Annotated in this window: 24 protein-coding genes; 12 read left to right on the forward strand and 12 right to left on the reverse strand. The window is 72.8% G+C overall.

Features of this window, described 5'->3' with window-relative positions; genetic code table 11:
- On the reverse strand, positions 1-146 hold a 146-nt coding region (locus FFT21_RS30740), incomplete at its 3' end, for a helix-turn-helix domain-containing protein (protein ID WP_192909618.1).
- A gap of 76 nt (positions 147-222) precedes the next feature.
- On the opposite strand from FFT21_RS30740, the gene FFT21_RS18385 reads away from it, so the two are divergent.
- The 3 genes from FFT21_RS18385 to FFT21_RS18395 are packed head-to-tail and all read left to right on the forward strand — an operon-like array spanning position 223 to position 1,491.
- Positions 223-567 carry an amidase domain-containing protein gene (locus FFT21_RS18385; RefSeq protein WP_192909619.1) on the forward strand — a complete coding sequence of 115 codons (345 nt, stop codon included), beginning with the start codon at positions 223-225 and terminating at the stop codon, positions 565-567.
- Between the two features lie 37 nt (positions 568-604).
- Positions 605-913 (forward strand): hypothetical protein, encoded by a 309-nt coding sequence (locus FFT21_RS18390; protein WP_137815139.1) that lies wholly within the window; start codon positions 605-607, stop codon positions 911-913.
- On the forward strand, positions 910-1,491 hold the full coding sequence (locus tag FFT21_RS18395) for a hypothetical protein (RefSeq protein WP_137815140.1): 582 nt from the start codon (positions 910-912) through the stop codon (positions 1,489-1,491). Before FFT21_RS18390 ends, FFT21_RS18395 begins: the two co-directional genes overlap by 4 nt.
- Before the next feature lie 241 nt (positions 1,492-1,732).
- Here FFT21_RS18395 and FFT21_RS18400 read toward each other — a convergent pair whose 3' ends face one another.
- From FFT21_RS18400 to FFT21_RS18430, 7 genes are all read right to left on the reverse strand, one after another.
- Entirely contained in the window at positions 1,733-1,984 is a 252-nt protein-coding gene (locus tag FFT21_RS18400) for a hypothetical protein (protein WP_137815141.1), read from the reverse strand.
- A 79-nt stretch (positions 1,985-2,063) separates the two neighbouring features.
- Entirely contained in the window at positions 2,064-2,786 is a 723-nt protein-coding gene (locus FFT21_RS18405; protein WP_137815142.1) for an SDR family oxidoreductase, read from the reverse strand.
- Positions 2,787-2,853: 67 nt separating this feature from the next.
- Positions 2,854-3,555 carry a DedA family protein gene (locus tag FFT21_RS18410; RefSeq protein WP_137815221.1) on the reverse strand — a complete coding sequence of 234 codons (702 nt, stop codon included), beginning with the start codon at positions 3,553-3,555 and terminating at the stop codon, positions 2,854-2,856.
- 69 nt (positions 3,556-3,624) lie between these two features.
- Positions 3,625-4,032 (reverse strand): hypothetical protein, encoded by a 408-nt coding sequence (locus FFT21_RS18415; RefSeq protein ID WP_137815143.1) that lies wholly within the window; start codon positions 4,030-4,032, stop codon positions 3,625-3,627.
- 54 nt (positions 4,033-4,086) lie between these two features.
- Positions 4,087-5,238 carry an N-acetylglucosamine-6-phosphate deacetylase gene (nagA, locus tag FFT21_RS18420; protein ID WP_137815144.1) on the reverse strand — a complete coding sequence of 384 codons (1,152 nt, stop codon included), beginning with the start codon at positions 5,236-5,238 and terminating at the stop codon, positions 4,087-4,089.
- A gap of 67 nt (positions 5,239-5,305) precedes the next feature.
- Entirely contained in the window at positions 5,306-6,256 is a 951-nt protein-coding gene (locus FFT21_RS18425; protein WP_225978538.1) for an ROK family protein, read from the reverse strand.
- Positions 6,257-6,321: 65 nt separating this feature from the next.
- Positions 6,322-6,921, reverse strand: coding sequence for an RNA polymerase sigma factor (locus FFT21_RS18430; RefSeq protein ID WP_137815145.1), 600 nt, complete (start codon positions 6,919-6,921; stop codon positions 6,322-6,324).
- 223 nt (positions 6,922-7,144) lie between these two features.
- Here FFT21_RS18430 and FFT21_RS18435 point away from each other — a divergent pair, with 223 nt between their 5' ends.
- A complete protein-coding gene (locus FFT21_RS18435) occupies positions 7,145-7,426 on the forward strand; it encodes a YciI family protein (RefSeq protein ID WP_137815146.1) in 282 nt (93 codons plus the stop codon).
- A 32-nt stretch (positions 7,427-7,458) separates the two neighbouring features.
- Here the strand turns inward: FFT21_RS18435 and FFT21_RS18440 are convergent, their stop codons facing one another.
- Complete coding sequence (locus FFT21_RS18440; RefSeq protein WP_137815147.1) at positions 7,459-8,355, reverse strand: SDR family oxidoreductase; 897 nt, start codon at positions 8,353-8,355, stop codon at positions 7,459-7,461.
- 417 nt (positions 8,356-8,772) lie between these two features.
- Here FFT21_RS18440 and fbaA point away from each other — a divergent pair, with 417 nt between their 5' ends.
- Positions 8,773-9,807, forward strand: a complete 1,035-nt coding sequence (gene fbaA / locus FFT21_RS18445; protein ID WP_137815148.1) for a class II fructose-bisphosphate aldolase — start codon at positions 8,773-8,775, stop codon at positions 9,805-9,807.
- A 30-nt stretch (positions 9,808-9,837) separates the two neighbouring features.
- Here fbaA and FFT21_RS18450 read toward each other — a convergent pair whose 3' ends face one another.
- Complete coding sequence (locus FFT21_RS18450) at positions 9,838-10,980, reverse strand: hypothetical protein (protein ID WP_137815149.1); 1,143 nt, start codon at positions 10,978-10,980, stop codon at positions 9,838-9,840.
- A 323-nt stretch (positions 10,981-11,303) separates the two neighbouring features.
- Here FFT21_RS18450 and FFT21_RS18455 point away from each other — a divergent pair, with 323 nt between their 5' ends.
- Positions 11,304-11,723, forward strand: coding sequence for a DUF3151 domain-containing protein (locus FFT21_RS18455; RefSeq protein WP_192909621.1), 420 nt, complete (start codon positions 11,304-11,306; stop codon positions 11,721-11,723).
- A gap of 25 nt (positions 11,724-11,748) precedes the next feature.
- Here FFT21_RS18455 and FFT21_RS18460 read toward each other — a convergent pair whose 3' ends face one another.
- Positions 11,749-12,426, reverse strand: coding sequence for a hypothetical protein (locus tag FFT21_RS18460; RefSeq protein ID WP_137815150.1), 678 nt, complete (start codon positions 12,424-12,426; stop codon positions 11,749-11,751).
- A 62-nt stretch (positions 12,427-12,488) separates the two neighbouring features.
- Here FFT21_RS18460 and FFT21_RS18465 point away from each other — a divergent pair, with 62 nt between their 5' ends.
- Complete coding sequence (locus FFT21_RS18465) at positions 12,489-13,775, forward strand: adenylosuccinate synthase (RefSeq protein WP_137815151.1); 1,287 nt, start codon at positions 12,489-12,491, stop codon at positions 13,773-13,775.
- 12 nt (positions 13,776-13,787) lie between these two features.
- Here FFT21_RS18465 and FFT21_RS18470 read toward each other — a convergent pair whose 3' ends face one another.
- Positions 13,788-15,365: a Na+/H+ antiporter gene (locus tag FFT21_RS18470; RefSeq protein WP_137815152.1), complete on the reverse strand. Its 1,578-nt coding sequence runs from the start codon at positions 15,363-15,365 to the stop codon at positions 13,788-13,790.
- 156 nt (positions 15,366-15,521) lie between these two features.
- Between FFT21_RS18470 and FFT21_RS18475 the strand changes: the two genes are divergently transcribed.
- From FFT21_RS18475 to FFT21_RS18495, 5 genes are all read left to right on the forward strand, one after another.
- Positions 15,522-15,782: a UBP-type zinc finger domain-containing protein gene (locus FFT21_RS18475; protein WP_137815153.1), complete on the forward strand. Its 261-nt coding sequence runs from the start codon at positions 15,522-15,524 to the stop codon at positions 15,780-15,782.
- Positions 15,783-15,933: 151 nt separating this feature from the next.
- Positions 15,934-17,199, forward strand: a complete 1,266-nt coding sequence (purD, locus tag FFT21_RS18480; RefSeq protein ID WP_137815154.1) for a phosphoribosylamine--glycine ligase — start codon at positions 15,934-15,936, stop codon at positions 17,197-17,199.
- 437 nt (positions 17,200-17,636) lie between these two features.
- Positions 17,637-18,395: an ESX secretion-associated protein EspG gene (locus tag FFT21_RS18485; protein ID WP_137815155.1), complete on the forward strand. Its 759-nt coding sequence runs from the start codon at positions 17,637-17,639 to the stop codon at positions 18,393-18,395.
- Positions 18,396-18,783: 388 nt separating this feature from the next.
- Positions 18,784-19,560, forward strand: a complete 777-nt coding sequence (locus FFT21_RS18490) for an ESX secretion-associated protein EspG (RefSeq protein WP_137815156.1) — start codon at positions 18,784-18,786, stop codon at positions 19,558-19,560.
- 124 nt (positions 19,561-19,684) lie between these two features.
- Positions 19,685-19,993, forward strand: coding sequence for a hypothetical protein (locus FFT21_RS18495; RefSeq protein ID WP_137815157.1), 309 nt, complete (start codon positions 19,685-19,687; stop codon positions 19,991-19,993).
- Positions 19,994-19,997: the final 4 nt, after the last annotated feature.

The raw sequence follows: 19,997 nt of genomic DNA on the forward strand, positions 1-19,997 counted from the left end.
GACCGACCACCGTTTCTGCTGACCTCTCGAGAAACAACCGAATGATCCCGCTTCAGCAGTCGCCCGATCGCCCGGTACGATTGCCCCTTCGCCAGCTCACGAGAAATGATTTCTCGCTCGTCCGGGCGCAGTTCGACACCCCGCACTGCGACAATAGTTCCTTTCCGGCAGGCCCGTTAAATGAATGCTATGATCTTACCAAGCACGTGGTGCACTGATCATATGACCCCGCCCTCGCATACCCGTACCTGGACCGATGCCAACGCCCAGCGCGATTTCTTCTTGCGTCACGGCGGCCAGCAGATCCCACTGTCAGAAGCTCGACCCGGTGACATCGTCTATTTCGAACAGCAAGGAACCGGTGGACCAACACCGGCGGACCCGGGAACCGTTCATCACGCCGCCCTGGTTACATCGGTCACCCCGGACGGCGATATCCACTACACGCAGCACACCGATTCACGGCTGAATGTCAGCCTGAACGGCCGGCTGCCCCACAATGAGTTCGAAGAGGGACAGCAGAAGGTGGTCGTCGTTCGAGTCAACCCGAACTGGTACGGACACTGAGGAATGTGCATCCGGGAGGTGGCCAAAGAGTATCAGCATGAACCCGGAGCCGATACATCAGGCGGGCAACGACATTGCCGATATCTCGGCTGCTGCCCGGGAACGTACCAAGAACCTCCTGGCAAGCCTCGATGATGCGGCGTCCGGGGCTCCCGGCTGGCGCAGCGGCCAGGAACTACGGAATCTGCGACAGGCGTGGGAGCGACGCATTGAGCAACTTGTTGACGACACCGCGAATGCGGCACAAGCACTGAGAGAAGCAGCAGGTACCGTAGCGGCCAGCGATCAAGAGGGTGAACGGCGCATGATGCAGGTTCTCCACGACATGACCGGAGAAAGCCGGTGACGAGGATGCCGGCGAACGCCTCGGAAGCTGGTGTTCGGCCGACGCTGCGGTGGTGGCTTCTCGGCGGCCTCCTTCTGGGCGTGGCCAGCGTGGGCATCGGTGTGTGGGCAGTCCAACTCAGCTACGACGTAGTACGCGAACGGGAACGAACCTGCAACGGTCGCATTCCTGTGCCGCACACGGCGTTCGCGTTGGGGTGGACAGCGGTCGCACTGGCGGCGGCAGCACTCGGCACAGCGTTGGTGGCGCATGCGCTGCGCCGCCAAGGTGACCGCATTACCGCGTCAATCCTCGCCCTTCCGCTAATGGGCGGGGGCGTCGTCGCCACGGTGGCGGCCGCGCTTACCAGGGCATGGATCCTCGCCCTCGCCGGAGTGGTAGCCGTTACGTCCGGAATCGCTTTTACGTTTGTGCGCCGTGGCCGCACGACCGAACTCTCCACTGCTTCACGACGCGGGAGCGGTGCCCTCATCGGCATTGAAATCGCTGGAGCGATCCTGGCCACACTGCTGACGCTGTTCCTGCTCACCAGGGTCTACTCAGACGCGCCCACGCATGCGCATATCTGTTCCGGCTGACAGCCGACGGCAACGCCCGGGGTCGGCTGGCGTCGTGCCGTCGTCATGGCGTCAGGGACTTGCACCACGTGTCGATGGTGGCGACATCGGCCCAGCGGGGAAGCGGACACCGACGACCTCGGTGAGCACAGGACCCGGCAGTATCAGTGGCTCAGGATGCGTCTCAAGGAGATCAAGACACCGTTCGTGGTTGGCGTCGTCCTGGTTGAGCACCGCGACCAGCGGCCCGTGTCGCATACGATCACGCCGTGTGATGCCCGAACTCGGTACGCAGGATGTCTTCTGACCGCTCCGCGAGACCGGGTTCAGCATGCATGATCCTCGCAAACGGCAGCCGACGGCGACGGGCGGACGGCGACGCGGTGCCCGCCTCGTCGTCGGAAGGGTGGCTCTTCACCAGTTCCAGCGCGACTGCACGGAGCGCCCTCGCCTGATCCGGCGTCAGCCGATCTACCAGACGATGTAGCTCCTCATAGTCGTGATCGGCGGGCATGGTGTCAGTGTGGCGCAGGCTTGCGGGATCTTGTCGCCAACTGTGGCGATCCGGAAGCAAGGAGTCACATGCTCGGACGTCACCAGGAGACGGGACCGTTCTCGTCGAAGAAGCCGGCGGTGGGGCCGTCCGGTTCGGCGGTGGCCAGCTCGATGGCGATCTTGGCGCCCTGGGCCGGGGTGCGGTCGCCCATGTGGCCGTTCAGGTCGGTCGCGCACAGGCCGGGAGCGCAGGCGTTCACGGCGATCCCGGCGTCCCGCAGCTCCCGCGCGTACTGCACGGTGACCGCGTTCAGCGCGGTCTTGGAAGTGCTGTAGGCGAAGTACAGGCCGAGGGTGCAGCCGGGCGCGGTGTGCCGGGCGAGCGAGCCCAGCCCGCTGGAGACGTTGACGATGCGGGCCGAAGGGGCGTTCCTCAGCAGCGGCAGCATCGCGTTGGTCACCGCGACGACGCCGAACACATTGGTCTCGTAGACCCGGCGCAGGTCCCCCAGGCTCGTCTCGCTGGGCGGGGTCACCAGGTCGTTGGTGATGCCGGCGTTGTTGACGAGGATGTCCAGCCGGCCGAAGTCGGCGGAGATCAGCTCGGCGGCCTCGGCGACGGACCGCTCGTCGGTGACGTCGAGCCGGACGAACCGGGCGTCCAGCCCCTCGCCGGCCAGTTCGGCGACCGCCGCCGCGCCGCGTGTCTCGTCGCGGGCCGAGGCCAGCACCGTGATGCCGAGCTGGCCGAGCCCGCGCGCGATCTCCTTGCCGATGCCCTTGTTGGCCCCGGTCACCAGGGCCACCTCCGTGGTCGTCATGACCCGCAGTCCAGTACCTGGTGCGCGCTCAAGGTCAAGGCCGGCGGCCGGAAGACCACTCCCGCGGTCAGTGGCCCCGGTCGACGCGCTCGATCCGCTGGGTGACCTCGGTGGCGGCCTCGCGGCCGGACCGGCCGGCGCGGCGGGCGTTGAGGAACTCGATGATGATCGGGATGACGGAGACCAGCACGATCGCCACCAGGATCAGTTCGATGTTCCTGCGCACGACGTCGAACTGGCCGAGGAAGTAGCCGAGCACGGTGACCCCGCTGGCCCAGACCGCACCACCGATGAACGAGTACGTGAAGTAGCTGCGCGGCTCCATCCGGCCCACGCCGGCCATCGCGGTGATGAAGGTGCGCACGATTGGCACGAACCGGGCGAGCACGATCGCCCTCGGCCCGTACTTCTCGAAGAAGGCGTGCGTGCGGTCCACGTACTCCTTCTTGAACAGTTTCGAGTCCGGCTTGCTGAACAGCGCCGGCCCGACCCGGTAGCCGATGCCGTAACCGACCACGTTGCCCACGAAGGCGCACACCGTCAGCAGCACGCAGGCCAGCCACAGCGGCGTGCCGATCCAGCCCTTGGCCACGAACAGGCCGGCGGTGAACAGCAGCGAGTCGCCGGGCAGGAAGAACCCGATGAGCAGGCCGCACTCGGCGAAGACGATGCCGCACAGGCCGATCAGCACGTACGGACCCAGCAGGTGCAGCAGGTTCTCCGCGTTGAGCAGGCTCAACGGGCCACTGGACGCCGCGAGGGTGGGCATGACGGTGGTCACGGGGACAAGGTACATGGGGCCACCTGAGAGAAACCTGTCGGCGGCGTTGGAGATTCGTCAGAGCAAGGTGATCAGTGCGGCCACCGCGCCGGCGGCCAGGCCGAGCAGCACGGCCAGCAGCAGCACCCACCCGGCGGCCAGCGGCCGGCTCGGCTCGCCGGCGCCCGGGGCCGGGGACGCCGCGGGCGCGGGACCGGCCGGCGGCGCCGGCTGGCCGGCGCCGGTGACCAGCGGATCGGGCGGACCGTCCACACCGGAACCGGAGATCAGCCCGTAACCGGGGCCGAGGCCAGCGACCTCGTGCCCGCCGGTGCCGGGCACCGCCGGGTCGTCTCCCGGCGTGAGGTGGACGCCCTGACCGGTCGCGGTCACCGGGCTCTCCGCCGGGGTGGGTGGGAGCGGCGCGCTCGCGGCCTGTGCCCGCAACGCGTCGGCGAGCAGCCGTTCCGGATCCTCCGTGCTCACCGTTCCGACGCTAGCCTACCGCGCTGGCGACCGGCAGCGACCTGCGGAAACTCGTCACGGCCTCACCCATTCCCCGCAGGCCATCACGCGCACCGGGCGCAGTTCGGCGTCCAGCAGCACCAGGTCGGCGGCCAGGCCGGGGCGCAGCGCGCCGGTCCGGTCGGCGCGGCCGAGCAGTGCCGCCGGCCGCGTCGCGGTGGCCGCCACCGCCTCGACCACGGTCAACCCGCAGCCCCGCACCAGGTTGCGGAACGCGGCGTCCATGGTGAGCGTGCTTCCGGCCAGCGAGCCGCCGCCGTCCAGGGTGGGCACCCCGTCCCGCACGGTGACCCGCAGCCCGCCCAGGTCGTACACGCCGTCGCCGATGCCGGTGGCCGAGATCGCGTCGGTGACCAGCACGGTGCGGTCCGGCGCGGCGTGCCGGGCGGCCAACCGGACCGCGGTCGGGTGCACGTGCACCAGGTCGCAGATCAGCTCGACGGCGACCCGCTCGTCGTCCAGCAGCGCGCCGATCGGGCCGGGCTCCCGGTGGTGCAGCGGCCGCATGCCGTTGAACAGGTGTGTGGCCACCGTGGCCCCGGCGTCCACCGCCGGCCGGACCTGGGCCTCGGTGGCGTCGGTGTGCCCGATCGCGGCGAGCACCCCGGCGCCCGCCAGCCGGCGCACCGCGTCCACCGCGCCGTCCAACTCGGGGGCGAGAGTGACCATGCGGACCTGGCCGCGCCCCGCGCCGAGCAGCGCGTCCACCGAGGCGGGGTCCGGCGGGCGCAGCACCGCCGGGTCGTGCGCGCCGCAGCGCGCCGCGGAGAGGAACGGACCCTCCAGGTGGATGCCGGCGACCAGGCCGTCCTCGGCCAACTCGGCCAGCGCGGCGATCTCCCTGGCCAGGTCCGGGACCGGCCGGGACACCAGGCTGGCGAGCATCGTGGTGGTGCCGTGCCGGCGGTGCGCGGTGACCGCCCTGGCCACCCCGTCCGGATCGGCCGAGCCGAATGCCTCGCCAGCGCCGCCGTGGCAGTGGATGTCCACGAACCCGGGCACCACCCAGCACCCGATGGCGTCCACCGACTCGCCGGGCGGCGGGTCGCCGTCGCCGACCGCGGTGATCGTCGCGCCGCGCACCGCGACCCAGCCGCCGGCCAGCACGCCGTCCGCGCCGACCACGTCGCCGCCGCGGATCACCACGTCGTTCGCCGGGCCGGTCATCGGGACTCCCCGGCCCGCGAGCCCTGGCGCGCGCCGCGGTCTCTCCGGGAACCGCGCCTCGGCACGATCATGGCCGCTCCAACAGGTCGATGGCGAGCAGGGCGGCGCCGAGGCAGCCGGCCTCGTCGCCGAGTTCGGCCAGCCGGATCTCCGGCCGGCGCTGGAAGGTGGCCAGCTCGTCCAGCCGCGCCCGCAGCGGCGCGACAAGGGTCTCGCCGGCCAGCGCGAGGCCGCCGCCGAGCACCACGGCCTGCGGGTCCAGCAGCGTCGCCACCAGCAGCAGGCCCCTGGCCAGCGCGTCCACCGCGTCCCGCCACACGGTAAGCGCGTCGGCGTCACCGGACCGCACCGCGCCGGCCACGTCCACCGCGCCGCGCACCGGCCGGCCGGTGCGCTCGGTGTAGCGGCGGGCGATCGCCGCCGAGGACGCCACGGCCTCGACGCAGCCGCGCTGGCCGCAGCCGCACGGCTCGCCGTGGCCGACGTCCACGTGCCCGATCTCGCCGGCCCGGCCGCCGCCGGAATGCAACCGGCCGCCCACCACCAGCGCCGCGGCGATCCCGGTGCCGATCGGCATGACCACCGCGTCGGTCAGCCCGCGGGCCGCGCCGAGGCGGTACTCGGCCAGCCCGCCGGCGCGCACGTCGTGCCCGAACGCCACCGGCAGCCCCAGCCGGCCGCGCAGTTCCCCGGCGAACGGGAACTCTCGCCAGCCCAGGTTCGCCGAGAAGACGCCGACGCCGCGGCGGTCGTCCACCACGCCGGGCAGCACCACGCCGGCGGCCTCGACCGGGCCGTCCGCCGCCCCGGCCAGCTCGTCCACCAGCTCACCGACCGCGCCGACCACGGCCTTGGCGGTGGCCTCCCCGTCGCCGGCCCGGGGCGTGCGCCGCCGCCGGTGCGCGAGCGCGGTCACCGACCGCGCCGTGCCGGCCACCAGCGCGGCCTTCGTCTCGGTGCCGCCGACGTCGACGGCCACCACCTGCCTGGTGCGCTCCACGCTCCGATCCTCCGTCACCGGAGCACCGATGGTCTATACCAAATTCGCCGGTCTTCGCGCGTCACGCGGGTGCGCCGCCGCGCTCAGCGCGGCACGATGATCTTCTGCAGGGCGTCCAGCGCGCGGCTGGCCGTCGACTTGACCGTGCCCTTGGAGATTCCGGTGGCCTCGGCGATCTCCGCCTCGGTCAGGCCGCCGTAGTAGCGCAGCACCAGCACCTCCCGCTGCCGCGGCGGCAACTGGGACAGCGCGTTGACCACCGCCTGGTGTTCGGCGGTCAGCATGGCCAGGCTCTCCGCGGACCGCGCGTTGGCCACGTGCGGCGGCGTGTAGTCCCGGGCGGTCTTGCGCCGCCGCAGCACGCTGCGGGACCCGTTTACCACCGCGGTGCGCAGGTAGCCGAGCGCGGCGGAGGCGTCTCGCAGGGTGTGCCAGTTGCGATGCAACCCGGTGAACGCCTCCTGCACCACGTCCTCGGCGGTGGCCGGCTCGTCCACCAGCAGGATGGCCAGCCGGACCAGGCGCATGCGGTGGGTGCGGTAGAGGTCCTCGAGGGTCAGCGGGCCGCCGGCCGGGCGAGCCGGCGGGCTGGCGTCGACAGCGCGTAGGTGGCCGAGGGTCCGCTCGACGGTCCGCTCGGCGGGATGGGTCACCGGCGCCTCGCCGTCCTGCCGCCCATGCACGCCCTGACAGTACCCAATGGGTGACGCTGCCCGGTCACGGACGACTCACGTCAAGGTTTCACAGCGTCGCTGGCGGCCTGTTCCGGAACCCGACCGACCTGCGATGACGAGCATGGGAACGCGCCGGGCACGTTCGGCGAACAGGCACCGACGTGCCTGGGGCCGGGCGGTACCGTCCACCTCGAGCCACCCGCGGACGAAACAGGTAGGAGGCCGAGGCGGCATGGCGACGTTCGCCGTCGAACTGTGCTACGGGCGGGACACGGCCGAGCAGGAGCGGGTCCGGCCCGAGCACCGCGCGTACCTCCGGCAGCTCGCCGAGCGCGGCGTGGTGCTGGCCAGCGGCCCCTTTCCCGACGAGAACGGCGGCCTGGTCATCTACCAGGTCGCCGACGAGGCCGAGCTGCGCGCGGTGCTCGCGGATGACCCGTTCAGCAAGGCCGGCGTGATCGTCCGGACCACCGTGCGCCAGTGGAACCCGCTCTTCGGGACCTGGATCTCCTGACACCTGTTCCCGGAACAGGCACTGACGGCCGGTCAACCGTCCTGGCGGACCGCCGCCTGGCCGCCGGGGCCGACCGGGCGGGATGCCTCGGCGCCGCGGCGGCGCACGTCCTCCTCGGCGGCCCGGTCCGTCTCCGCCACCGTCCGGTTCGACACCGCCTCGATCAGCCGCGGCAGCCAGCCGCGCATCGCCCGAACCGCGCCCACCCAGCCGGGCACGTAGACCGACCGGGCACGCCGGGTGATGCCAGAAACCACCGCCTCGCCCACCGCGGACACCGGATAGGTGCGGCCGGCCGGACCGGGCAGCTTGGCGCGCATCCTGCCGAACACCGGGTGCTGGTCCGCGCCGGCCACCATGTCCGTGGCGATCCAGGAGAAGTAGCCCACGCCGACGTCCACGCCCAGGTGCTTCACCTCGGCCCGCAGGCAGTCGGCGAACGCCTCGCAGCCGGCCTTGCTGGCGCAGTAGGCGGACATGCCCGGCGCGTGCTCGATCGCCGCCAGGGAGGACACCACCAGGCAGTAGCCGCGCCGGTCGATCAGGTGCGGCAGGCAGGCCCGCACCGTGCGCCACACGCCGAGCAGGTTCACCTCGATGGTGCGGTCGAAGGCGGCCGGGTCCATGGAGCGGACGAACCCGGTGGGCGCGATCCCGGCGTTGGCCACCACCACGTCGATCCCGCCGAACCGCTCGACCACCTCGGCCACCGCCTTCTCCAGCGCCGCGGCGTCGGTGACGTCGACCTCCCAGGCGGCGGCGTCGGACCCGCAGGCGCTGGCGGTCTGCCGCAGTTGCTCACCCTCCAGCCCGAGCAGAGCCAGCCGGGCGCCCCGGCCGGCGAGCCGGCCCGCCACCTCGGCGCCGATTCCCCGGGCCGCCCCGGTGATCAGGACGACCTTACCCGCGACATGCCACTCGCCGGCCACCGGAACCTCCCTGTTACGCAGCCGTTCTCGCCAAGCTCCGGGGAGACTCTAGACCTACCTACTACGAGTAAGCTACTGGCGAGTTAAAGATCGTTGTCCCGGGCCCGCTGCTTCCGGTGGACATCGTCGCCACGCCGCAGCGCCGGACGATACGGTGACCGCGCATCGGCCGGGGTGCGCTGACCTCGCGGCGTGCGGCGGACTCGCCACCGCGTCGAGGGGCGGGTGACTCGTACGATGACCGTAGATACGGCGTTTGCGCAGCCTGCAGGGCACTGTGAGCGTCATTGGCGAACCGGTCCAGCGACCAACCGGCCGCCAGCCCCGTGCCAGCGGCCGGGGTGCCGGCGGCGTGGCGACCGCACGGGCTCGCTGAATGGCGCGAGCTTTTGAACAAGGCACTGAGGAGGACGACCGATGCCCATCGCGACCCCCGAGGTCTACGCGGAGATGCTGGACCGGGCCAAGGCGAACGAGTTCGCCTACCCGGCCATCAACGTGACATCGTCGGAGACGCTGAACGCAGCCCTCCGCGGCTTCGCCGAGGCCGAGAGCGACGGGATCATCCAGATCTCGACCGGGGGCGCGGAGTTCCTCTCCGGCACGAAGGTCAAGGACATGGTGACCGGCGCGGTGGCGTTGGCCGAGTTCGCGCACGTGGTGGCGGAGAAGTACCCGGTCAACATCGCGCTGCACACCGACCACTGCCCGAAGGAGAAGCTGGACGGCTATGTCCGGCCGCTGCTGGCGATCAGCCAGGAGCGGGTGAACAGCGGGCAGAACCCGCTGTTCCAGTCGCACATGTGGGACGGCTCGGCCGTCGAGCTGGAGGAGAACCTGCAGATCGCGTCCGAGCTGCTGGAGCAGGCGGCCAAGGCGAAGATCGTGCTGGAGATCGAGATCGGCGTGGTCGGCGGCGAAGAGGACGGCATCTCCCACGACATCAACGAGAAGCTCTACACCGCCCCCGGCGACTACCTGAAGACCGCCGAGATGCTGGGCACCGGCGAGCGCGGCCGCTACCTGCTCGCCGCCACGTTCGGCAACGTGCACGGCGTCTACAAGCCGGGCAACGTCAAGCTCCGCCCGGAGATCCTCAAGAACGGCCAGGAGGTCGTCACCGAGAAGCTCGGCCTGCCGGCCGGCTCCAAGCCGTTCAACCTGGTCTTCCACGGCGGGTCCGGCTCGCTGCTGGAGGAGATCCACGAGGCGGTCTCCTACGGCGTGGTGAAGATGAACATCGACACCGACACCCAGTACGCGTTCACCCGGCCGATCGCCGCCCACATGTTCACCAACTACGACGGCGTGCTGAAGGTGGACGGCGAGGTCGGCAACAAGAAGGCGTACGACCCGCGGAGCTACCTCAAGCAGGCAGAGCAGTCCATGGCGGCCCGGGTGACCAGCGCCTGCGAGCACCTGAAGTCCGCCGGCCGGATGCTCGCCGGCTGACCCCTTCCTCGCCCACCGCATTCAGCGGGCTCAACGGGGGTTCGGGCACCCCTCGAACCCCCGTTGAGCCCGCTGAATGCGGAGTCGGCGGGTGCGCCACGCTTCCGCGCCGTACCAGCCGAGGGCCAGCACCGCGGCGGTGGCCGCCGCGGACGGTTCGGACACCGGCGGCGCGGCGATCCACTCGGCCTGGCCGGCCAGGGCGAGGTAGCCGGCGCCGGTGACGACCACCGCGCCGGTCAGCGGCGCCACCGCGCCGGGCAACCCGGCCAGCGCCACCGCGTCCACCGCGAGCCCGACCGCCAGCAGGTAGAACGGCACCGTGGACGGCGGGAACCCGGCACCGACCAGCACCGCCCACACCACGCAGCGGTAGCCGACGTAGCCGGCGGCCACCGCGGTCGCCGCCCACTGCCGGTCGACCAGCCGCCGGGTCACTACCAGGACCAGCGTGGCGGCGAGCACGCCCCACAGCGGGTACACCCAGTCCGGCACCGGAAGGGCGAAGTGCGCCACCGCGACCCGGTCGACCGGGTGGCCGATCTGGTTCGCGGCGAACGCCAGCAGGCTGGGCTCGGCGTACGGGTGGCCGGCGTCCCAGGACCGCAGTTCCAGCACGCCGTACTCCTGGTGCTGGTTCGGGAAGAGCACGTTCTCGAGGAAGAAGAACGCGAACGCGCCGAGTAACGCGGTGCGCGGCCGGCCGAGCGGCGCCGCCCGCCACCAGCCCACCGCGGCCCCGGCCACCATCAGCGCGGTGCCCAGGTAGAGCAGCGCGTGCGACGGGCTCCACGCGGTGATGTCCAGGCCGTTGACCCGATGGTTGATCACGTCCAGCGGGATGGCCACCAGGAAGATCCCGGTGCCCCACTGCATCAGCCGCAGCGCCCGTTGGTCCACGCCGTAGCCGGTGTAGGTGTGGAACACCACCAGCGCGACCACCAGCACGGTGCCCACGCTGTTCAGCAGGTGCGGCGGCGCGAAGTCGTCGCGCAGCCACCGGAAGTGCCAGGAAACGTCCCAGGAGGAGCCCAGCACCTTCAGCGTCAGGGCAACCAGCCACAGCCGGTACAGCCCGACCACGGCCGCCTCCGGCGTGGCCCGCCCGGCCGTCCCCCGGGTCCAGTACGCGCTTCTCAGCTCGGTAAACCGGCGAGTAACCCCCGTCGTCACGCGAGCATCATTCCCCCGCGTCCGCCCCCGGCAAAGGGCTTTGCGGCAAGTTCCGGGGGATTCGCGGGATCACCCTTACGGGTGGGTGACCGGACTTGCCCGGAGAGTGGCCAACCAGCAGGGTCGGCGAGGGTGGACGAGCCCGGGGGGAGGTGAATGGCATGAACAAGCGGGTGATCGCGGGTGTCATCGTCACGGTGCTGATGCTGGCCGGCGCGGGCGTGCTGGTCCGGGTGCTCCGCTGAACGTGCGGCGGCGCGGGTCCCCGGGACGAATGACGGGCACGGCCCCGCCTCACCGCGGTGGTGCGCGACGATGAGGGCATGACTTCGTCGCACGGCAATCTCATCAGCCCCGAGCCGACCCGGCTGCCCGAGCGGCCCGAGCCGCAGGCCGCCATCGACGGTGGCGCCGATCCCGCCGAGGTCGCCCGGGCCCACCCGGACTTCTGCGAGGCGTGGGCCCGGCTGGCCGAGCAGGCACTGGCGGCGGACCACGTGATCAACGCCTACGCCTTCGCCCGCACCGGCTACCACCGTGGCCTGGACCAACTGCGGCGCGCGGGCTGGAAGGGGCACGGGCCGGTGCCCTGGGCACACCGCCCGAACCAGGGCTTCCTGCGCGCGCTGGCCGCGCTGTCCCGGGCCGCCGCGCGGATCGGCGAGGAGGACGAGCACGCCCGCTGCCGCCAGTTCCTCGCCGACTGCGACCCGGAGGCGCCGACCGCCACCGCCGTCGGCTGACCGCAACGCACCGGGGCGGGCACGGTCACACCAGGCCGCGGACCAGCCGCAGGTCCTCGGTGTGCCGGTACCACGTCCACCGGTTCACCGGACGGGGATGCGCCACCCCGTCGGAGACCGCGCGGGTGGGCAGGCAGCCGATCTCGAACGCCCGCCCGGTGGCCGTGCGGGTGCGGCGCAGCAACAGCCCGTGGCGCACCCGCACGGCCACGCCGCGGCCGCGCGGGTCGGGGCTCACCTCGATCCGGCTCGCCTGGCCGCGCAGGATCCGCTCGTTGTCGCAGTACGCCACGCCGCGCACCGGGCCGAGCGTGCCGCTGCCGAGCAGCACTCCGCCGCTGTCGTCGCGGACCAGCGGCACCGGGTCCGGATCGCCGGCCACCGCGAGGTCCAGCGCCCGCCGCGGATCAGTGGGCAACCCCCACAACTCGGCCACCGCCGAGTCCGCCGAACGCGGAACGTAACCAACGGGCACCTCGCCCAGCCGCTCGGTGCGCAGCAGCCGCAGCACCACGGCGGCCAGGTCGGCGTCCGTGCCGAACACCACCAGCCGCCGCCCGCCCAGCTCGCCCAGCAGCGGGTCGACATGCGGCTTGCCCGGCCGCGCCGGCACCTCGTGCCACTCCACGTCGTCACGCTGGGCAACCGCCCGCCACTCCCCGTTGGCCGCGTCGTTTCCGCAGGCCAGTGCGACCACGTTCACGCTCGGCTCCTGGTTTACGCTCGTGCACCGGCATCGCTCGTCCGTCCGGGTTGGAGTTTCACATGCCGGCAATCGTCCTGATCGGCGCCCAGTGGGGCGACGAGGGCAAGGGCAAGGCCACCGACCTGCTCGGCGAGCGGGTCCAGTGGGTCGTGCGTTACCAGGGTGGCAACAACGCCGGGCACACCGTGGTGCTGCCCGACGGGCAGGACTTCGCGCTGCACCTCATCCCGTCCGGGATCCTCACCCCCGGCGTCACCAACGTGATCGGCAACGGGGTGGTGGTCGACCCGGGCGTGCTGCTGGAGGAGCTGGCCAGCCTGGAGGAGCGCGGCGTGGACACCAGCCGGCTGCTGGTCTCCGCCGACGCGCACTTGATCATGCCGTACCACGTGGCCATCGACAAGGTCACCGAGCGCTACCTGGGCAAGGCCAAGATTGGCACCACCGGCCGCGGTATCGGCCCGTGCTACCAGGACAAGGTGGCCCGGGTCGGGGTTCGGGTGCAGGACCTGCTGGACGAGAAGATCCTCCGGCAGAAGGTGGAGGCCGCGCTGGAGGTGAAGAACCAGATCCTGGTCAAGGTCTACAACCGCCGGGCGCTGGACCCCGAGCAGGTCGTGGACACCGTGCTGGCGCAGGGCAGCCGGTTCGCCTCCCGGATCGCGGACACCCGGCTGCTACTCAACCAGGCCCTGGAGCGCGGCGAGACGGTGCTGCTGGAGGGTTCCCAGGGCACCCTGCTGGACGTCGACCACGGCACCTACCCGTTCGTCACCTCGTCCAGCCCGACGGCCGGCGGAGCGTCCGTGGGCTCCGGTATCGGCCCGACCCGCATCGGCACCGTCATCGGCATCCTCAAGGCCTACACCACCCGGGTCGGCTCCGGCCCGTTCCCCACCGAACTGCACGACGCCATGGGCGAGCACCTGCGCAAGGCCGGCGGCGAGTTCGGCGTCACCACCGGGCGGTCCCGCCGCACGGGCTGGTTCGACGCGGTGATCGCCCGGTACGCGGCCAGGGTCAACGGGATCACCGACTTCTTCCTCACCAAGCTGGACGTGCTCTCCGGGCTGGAGAAGGTGCCGGTCTGCGTGGCCTACGACGTGGACGGCCGGCGGGTCGACGAGATGCCGATGACCCAGACCGACGTGCACCACGCCGTGCCGGTGTACGAGGAACTGCCCGGCTGGTGGGAGGACATCAGCCACTGCCGCACCTTCGAGGATCTGCCGGCCAACGCGCGGGCCTACGTGCACCGGCTGGAGGAACTGGCCGGAGCCCGGGTGTCCGCGATCGGCGTCGGACCCGGCCGCGACCAGACGATCGTCCGCCACGAACTGGGCTGACGGTCGCCGGGTTCACTCCCGGGACAGGGCGGCCTCCTCCAGGTCCAGCTCACGCAGCACGGTGCGGAGCACCTCGTCATCGATCCGGCCGGCGTCCCGCGCCGCCACGAACACCTCGCGCTCGGCGTTGAGCATCGTGCGGCGCAGCCGGCGGAACGTGGCGGCCGGGCTCTCCAACTCCTGGCGGCCCAGCCGTTCCCACGCCGCGTTGCCGCGCAGTTCGGCGATCGCCCGCAGGCGCCGCACCACGTGTTCCGGCGGTGTCTCCGCACTGATCTCCGCGTCGAGCCGGTCCAGTGCGGTCCGCGCGGCCCGGTGCTGGATCTCCGCCTCGGCCAGCGCGTCGCGTTGCGCCTCGCCACCGCCCAGCCGGAGCGTGCGGATAATCCAGGGCAGGGACAGCCCGTGGATCAGCAGCGTGCCCACCGTGACCACGAAGGCCAGCAGGACGATCGCGTCCCGCCCTGGGAACGGGGTCCCCGCGCCGGTGGCGGCAGGCAGCGCCGCAACCGCCGCCAGCGTGACCACGCCGCGCATCCCGGACCAGCCGACCAGCATCGGCGCCTGCCACGGCACCGGGTCCCTGGCCCGCAACCGCGGCGAGGCCCAGCGCGGCAGGTAGGTGGCCAGGAAGACCCACCCGATCCGCACCAGGATGGTCGCCGCCAGCACCGCCGCGCAGGCCACGACGAGCGTGGTGCCCGACCACCCCGCTCCGCCCACCCCCGCGGCCACGGCCCGCACCGAGAGCCCGATCAGCCCGAAGACCAGCGACTCCAACAGCACGTCCAGCGCGCGCCACACCGCCGTCTCCTGCAACCGCACGGCATACCCGGCACGCGGCGCGTTGTGCCCCAGGTACAGCCCGGCCACGACGACGGCGAGCACGCCGGAGGCGCCGACCTCCTCGGCGGCCAGATAGGTGCCGAACGGCACCAGAAGCCCGAGCGCGCACTCCAGCACCGCGTTCGCCAGCCGCTGCCGCACCGCATGCACCACCAGCGCGGCGGCCAACCCGACGACGACACCCCCGACCATGGCGAGCGCGAACTCGCCCAGCCCGCGCAGCCAGGACACCCCCGCCCCGACCACCGCCGCGACCGCCACCTTGTACACGGTCAGCGCGGTGCCGTCGTTGACCATGCTCTCCCCGCTGAGCACGGTGATCACCCGGCGGGGCAGCCCGAGCTGGCGGCCGATGGCCACCGCGGCCACCGCGTCGGTCGGAGCCACCACCGCGCCCAGCACCATGGCCGAGGACAGCGGTAGGCCGGGCAGCACCAGATGCGCGACCACGCCGACCACCACCGTGGTCACCAGCACCAGGGCCACCGCGAGCAGCGCGATCGGCCGGACATTGGCCCGGAACCCCAGGTAGGAGCTGTCCAGCGCGGCCGAGTAGAGCAGCGGCGGCAGGATCAGGGCGAGGACGAGGTGGGGGTCGAGCGCCGGCGCGGGAATCCCCGGCACCAACGAGATGACCAGCCCGACGGCCACCAGCAACAGCGGCGCCGACCACCCCAGGCGCCGGGCCACCGCGGCCACTGCCAGCGACCCGGCGAGCAGCGCGAGCATCTCAACGCCGGACATCCCGACCACCCCCTGCCACCGCATGGACGCGTGTGGTCACACCGGTGTCCCCCGCCCGGAAGCCGGTGCCGATCCGCCGACGCGGTACCCGGCGCGGGCGAGGATGACGGGGTAAGGATGAGGGGGATACCGCAACCGCGCAGGGGAGGTTCGCGGATGGGATGCCAGCACGTTTCGGAACTCATCGAGGGGGTGCGGCCGGGCACCCCGGAGGGCTGTGCCGAATGCATGGCCCTGGGCGAGCGGGGCTGGGTGCACCTGAGGATGTGTCTGACGTGTGGACATGTCGGCTGCTGTGACTCCAGCCCGCACCGGCATGCGACCGCGCACTACCGGCACTCGAATCATCCGGTGATCCGATCCTTCGAACCCGGCGAGGACTGGCGATGGTGCTACGTGGACGACCGGCTCGTCTGAGCACCGGCCGACCGTCCCGCCGGCTTGCCCGGGGCTGCACCATCGGGCGCAGCCGATACCGCCGGCTGACTCCCGGCGGGCCACCCGGGCGGCGGTGCGCCACGCGCCCCGCGGCTGGTGGACCCGGTGCCGCCGACTATTCTGGCCAGTCGTGCGTGTCCTGGTGATCGGATCCGGTGCCCGCGAACATGCCCTCGTTCTCGCCCTCGCGCGGGACCCCCGGGTAACCGCGCTGGCGTGCGCGCCGGGTAACGCGGGCATCGCCGCGGTGGCCGAGGCCGCCGCGGTCGACGTGGCCGACCCGGCGGCGGTGGCCGCCCTGGCCAGGCAGTGGCGGGCCGACCTCGTGGTGATCGGCCCCGAGGTCCCGCTGGTCGCCGGCGCGGCGGACGCGGTGCGCGCCGCCGGCATCCCGTGCTTCGGGCCGTCCCGGGCGGCCGCCCGGATCGAGGGCTCCAAGGCGTTCGCCAAGGACGTGATGCGCGCGGCCGGCGTGCCCACCGCGGACAGTGCCGTGGTGGACAACCCGGCAAACCTGGACGCCGCGCTGGCCCGGTTCGGCCCCACCTTCGTGGTCAAGGACGACGGGCTGGCCGCGGGCAAGGGCGTGGTGGTCACCCCGGACCGGCCGGCCGCCAGGGCGCACGCGATGACCCTGCTGGACGGCGGCCACCCCGTGGTCCTGGAGTCCTATCTGGACGGTCCGGAGGCCTCGCTGTTCTGCCTGGTCGACGGGACCACCGTGGTGCCACTGCTGCCCGCCCAGGACTTCAAGCGGGTCGGCGACGGCGACACCGGGCCGAACACCGGCGGGATGGGCGCCTACGCGCCGCTGCCGTGGGCGCCCGAGAAACTCGTCGACGACGTGGTCACCCGCATCGTCCGGCCCACCGTCGAGGAACTGGCCGCGCGCGGCACCCCGTTCTCCGGGCTGCTCTACGCCGGCCTGGCGCTGACCTCCACCGGCCCCCAGGTGATCGAGTTCAACTGCCGGTTCGGCGACCCGGAGACCCAGGCGGTGCTCGCCCTGCTGGACACCCCGCTGGCCGGCGTGCTGCTGGCCACCGCCGAGGGCCGGCTCGCCGACCTGCCACCGCTCGCCTGGCGGCCCGGCGCGGCGGTGACCGTGGTGATCGCCGCCGAGGGCTACCCCGGGCGGCCCCGCACCGGCGACGTGATCACCGGCGCCGACGCCGAGGGCGTGCTGCACGCCGGCACCCGCCGCCGGGACGACGGCGCCGTGGTCTCCTCCGGCGGGCGGGTGCTGTCGGTGGTCGGCATCGGCGCCGACCTCGCCGCCGCCCGCGAGGACGCCTACCGGCGGGTCGCCGCCGTGCACCTGACCGGCTCGCACCATCGCACCGACATCGCGCTGCGCGCGGTGCGCGGCGACGTCTCCGTCCCGGTGCCGTCCTGACGGCGTTTCCCGCCGCGGAGCCGCCGAACGCGCCGGGGCGAAGCCCCTGGGATCGTGGGGTCGGGGCGAGCTACCAGGACAAACCGGAGCGTGCCCGGTTACTGCGAGCCCCGGCGACACGATCGCGGCGCGCGTCCAGGAACAGGCACTGAGCCCGACCCGCGTTCGCCGGACGACATCGCCGTTCGGCCGGGCAACCGGAACCGGAACCATCCGCCGCTCGGCCGCGTCCCAACTCAGGTATGCCTCACATCCGGGTGAGTAACCTGTCCGGGTGAAGCCGAACGGGTAGGCGAGCGTATGGGGGTACTCATGGCGGTCCTGCCGCGGGCACGGGGCCGGGGCGCGACCGTCCCGACCGCCTACCGCCGGGCCGACGCTGCCGTTCCGGCCGTTGGCCGCCGGGCAGGGCGCGCTCCCGGGAACGTTCCGCCGCGGTGACCGGTACCGGCAGCCTTGTGCTGTCCACGCTTGAGTTCGGCGTGTTGTGGGACGGTGAGCGGCTTCCCGACCCGCACGCCGCGCTCACCCTGCCCCCGCTTGGCCGCACCGAGGCGGAGCGGGCCACCCTCACCGAGAAGGCGTGGGCCTCGCTGGCCGACCGGGGCCTGGCCAGGGGCCGGCGCGCGGTCCCGGAACTCGCCGACCGGCTCGCCATACTCGCGCATCCGGAGGTGTGCGTGGACATCCTGGTACGGTCCGACCGGGAGACCAGCGCGCTCGCCGCGGCCCGCGGCGAGCAGGCCATGCTCGCGGTCATCGACGGCGACACGGTCTTCCTGGTGGAAACCAGGGACACGGCGCTGGCCGAGGCCGCCGTCTCGGTCGCCGGCGACGTCCCCGCCGGATTCGGCGAACCGGTGAGCCTGCCCACCGAGATCCTGGACGCCGCGGCCGCCGCCCCCGGCGGGTTCGCGGACGAACTGGCCGTCCGTGGCGTGCCCGGTGCCGACGCGCGAGTCCTGGCCGCGATGTGCGAGGGCATCGCCACCCGCGGACGGTTCGGTGCGGAGAGCACCCGTTCCGGCCGGCCGGCGGTCCGCGCCGACCGGGTGGTGGCCTTCCACGACACCCCGCGCGGGCGGTACCTGAACCTGGCCCGGCGCGACGTGCACGGCCGGACGTGGACCACCATCGGCCCGGCGGACAACCTTCGCCTGGCCGGCTGCGTCTGGGACCTGCTCGACGAGGTCTGACCCGCTCCGGACCCGGGCTGCCCTGCCACCTCCGCGCCCCGGGCGACGCGATCACGACGTGCGTCCGCACCAGGCGCCGACGCGCGGCGTGACCGCTGCTCCGGGTGGAGCAATTCCTTACCGGCGCGGAACCGCCGCCCCCGGCCCACCGTCACCACCCTCGCGGACCACGACGGAGGTGGGCGATGGTCGACGGCGACCCGCAACCATCGACGCAGGTACCCGGGTGCGGCGCACCGGCAACCGCCGAGATCACTCCACCGGGCGGTGTTGCCCCGCCCGCGCTGCTCGCCCGCCCGCCTACCTCGAGCATGGGGGCCGTGCCGCGCACCGGCCGCCGGCGCCCGCCATCCGGCCGAACCCGGCGGTGCCCTGGACGGAGCCAGCCGTGATCCTCCAGCAGACCACCGTTTCGCTGTCCGCCACCGCCTACCAGGTGGCGTGGGAACATCTCGCCCTGCCCGCGATGCCGATCGTGCTGTACGTGCCCGCCGAGGGAACGCACCCGGAGGAGCGCGAACTCGTCCGCCGATCGGCATGGGCCGAACTGCGCGCCCTCGGCGCCGCGGGCCGGCGCGGGCTGGAACCCTGGTTCGCTGGCGCGCTGCGGCTGCTGGCCCGGCCCCGCCGGTCCATCGACCTGCGGTTCGGCATCGGCCGGAACGCGGTGCGCGGGCTCACCGCCGCCGGGGAGGACGACGCCGTGCTGGCCGAGCGGGCCGGCGGCACGGTGCGCCTCCGGCCGGTCGGCCCCGGCACCCTCGCCGAGCAGATCGTCGGGCTGCTGCCGCCGCACCCACCCGGACCGGGTTCGGCGGTCTCGCTGCCGGTCGACGACGTGGACGCGGCCGCACACGACGCCGGGGGCGCGCTGCTGCCGATCGCCGATCACCTGCGCGGCGGGGGCGTGCCGGCGGAGGCGCTGCGCGCGCTGGCGGCGATGACCGAGGGCATTCTCCGGCGCGGCCGGTTCGGCGCCGCGCTGCGGGACGGCCGCGGGCGCCGGCGCCGCCTCGCGCGGGGCGTCGCCGTGCACGACACCCCGGCCGGCCGGTACCTGATCGCGGCCCACCGCGCCGGCGATCCGCCGCGCACCACGGTGGGTCCGGCCGACCCGGCCACGCTGGCCGGGCACGTCCGGGCGTTGCTCGACGAGCCGGCCTGACCGGGCTTCCGGCCGGTAAGAAACGGCTCACCGGGCGGCCCCGGCGATCTAGAGTTCTTCCGGAACCACCACGTGCGGCCGCGCGTCAGACGTGGTGGCGGCTGCGCAGGAGGGGGTAAGGGCCGTGGCGGTCTCGAAGTACAACGCCGACGCCATCGAGCAGTGCCGCACCATGGCGAGCACGCAGGCCAGCCAGTTCGGCGGCCTGGGCGACGGCTTCGCGCACGTCGGCGGCAACGCCGCGATCTTCGGCAAGCTGGCCAACTCGGCAGGCCTCTCCGCCGCGGTCGACAGCCTCAACGGCACGGCGGCGGCCGAGTTCGCGGCGGCGGAGCGGCTGCTCGGCAAGGTGGAACGCGCGCTGGACGCGGTGCTGTCCTCGGTCGGCAACGTCGAGGACGCCAACCGGCACACGTTCCGGCGTCCGGCCTGACCGG

Origin of the sequence: Gandjariella thermophila, from assembly GCF_005405885.1 — a bacterium.
GTDB classification, from domain to species: domain Bacteria; phylum Actinomycetota; class Actinomycetes; order Mycobacteriales; family Pseudonocardiaceae; genus Gandjariella; species Gandjariella thermophila.